The organism is Actinomadura formosensis NBRC 14204, assembly GCF_001552155.1.
Taxonomy (GTDB): Bacteria; Actinomycetota; Actinomycetes; order Streptosporangiales; family Streptosporangiaceae; genus Spirillospora; species Spirillospora formosensis.
Map to the genome: position 1 here is coordinate 1 of NZ_BCQQ01000278.1, position 1,504 is coordinate 1,504.

Annotated in this window: 1 protein-coding gene; it reads left to right on the forward strand. The window is 78.1% G+C overall.

The genetic code is table 11. From position 1 onward, the window contains the following. Nucleotides 1-1,504, forward strand: a 1,504-nt coding sequence (ptsP, locus tag AF1_RS32485; RefSeq protein ID WP_067808175.1) for a phosphoenolpyruvate--protein phosphotransferase, incomplete at both ends; no start/stop codon positions are given.

A 1,504-nucleotide genomic window follows, 5' to 3' on the forward strand; every position in this document is an offset into this window, starting at 1 on the left:
GCCCGCCGGCGACCGGCACGGCGGCGACGCCGCCGCCGAGCACGGCACGGCGCTGGCCGCGCTGGAGGCCGTCGCCGCCGACCTGGAGGAGCGCGGGGAACGCGCCGCCCTGGCCGGCAACCGCGACGGCCGGGACGTGCTGAACGCGCAGGCCCTGATGGCCCGCGACCCGGGCCTCGCCGGCGGGGTCCGCGCGCGGGTGGAGGAGGGCGTGCCGGCGGCCCGCGCCGTGTTCGAGGCGTTCGGCGTCTACCGGGAGATGCTCGCCGGGGCGGGCGAGTACATGGCGGCCCGGGTCAGCGACCTGGACGACGTCCGGGACCGGGCGATCGCCCGGCTGCTCGGCCTGCCGATGCCGGGCGTGCCGGAGTCGGACGAGCCGTTCGTGCTGGTCGCCCGTGATCTCGCGCCGGCGGACACGGCCGTCCTCGACCCGGCGCGCGTCGTCGCGTTCGTCACCGAGGAGGGCGGGCCGACCAGTCACACCGCGATCATCGCCCGGACGATGGGCGTGCCCGCGGTCGTGGCGGTGCCGGGCGCGACCGCCATCCCGGACGGGACGCGCGTGCTCGTCGACGGCACCGCCGGGACCGTCCGTTCCGAACCGTCCGAGGAGGAGGTGACGGTGGCGCGGGCCGCTGCCGCCGCCCGCGCGTCCGCGCTGGAGGAGACCACCGGTCCGGGCGCGACCAGGGACGGTCACGCCGTGCCGCTGCTGGCGAACGTCGGCGGCCCGCAGGACGTCGAGGCCGCGCTCGTGCACGGCGCCGAGGGCGTCGGCCTGTACCGGACCGAGTTCCTGTTCCTGGACCGCGCGGCGCCGCCGTCCGGCGAGGAGCAGGAGGAGGCGTACCGGAAGGTGCTGGAGGCGTTCCCGGCGGGCCGCGTGGTCGTCCGGGTGCTGGACGCCGGCGCCGACAAGCCGCTGGCGTTCCTGCCCGCCCCCGGCGAGGAGCCGAACCCGGCGCTCGGGGAGCGCGGGCTGCGGATGCTGCGCCGGCATCCGGACGTCCTCGCGGCCCAGCTCACCGCACTGGCCCGCGCCGCCTCCGGCCTGACCGTGAAGTTGCGGGTGATGGCGCCGATGGTGACGGACGCCGTCGAGGCCGCCTGGTTCGCGCGGGCGTGTCGGGAGGCCGGCATCGAGCATCCCGGCGTCATGGTCGAGGTGCCCGCCGCCGCGCTCCGCGCCCGCGACCTCGCCGCCGAGGTGGAGTTCTTCAGCATCGGCACCAACGACCTCACCCAGTACACGTGCGCGGCGGACCGGCAGGTCGGCGCGCTCGCGTCACTCCAGGACCCGTGGCAGCCCGCCGTCCTCGATCTGGTCGCCCCCGCGGCCGGCGCGGGCGTCCCCTGCGGCGTCTGCGGTGAGGCGGCGGCCGACCCGGCGCTCGCGTGCGTGCTGGTCGGCCTCGGGGTGACGTCGCTGTCGATGAGCGCGCCGTCCCTGCCGCTGGTGCGGGCCGCGCTCGCCCGCCACACGCTGGCGGAGTGCCGGCGG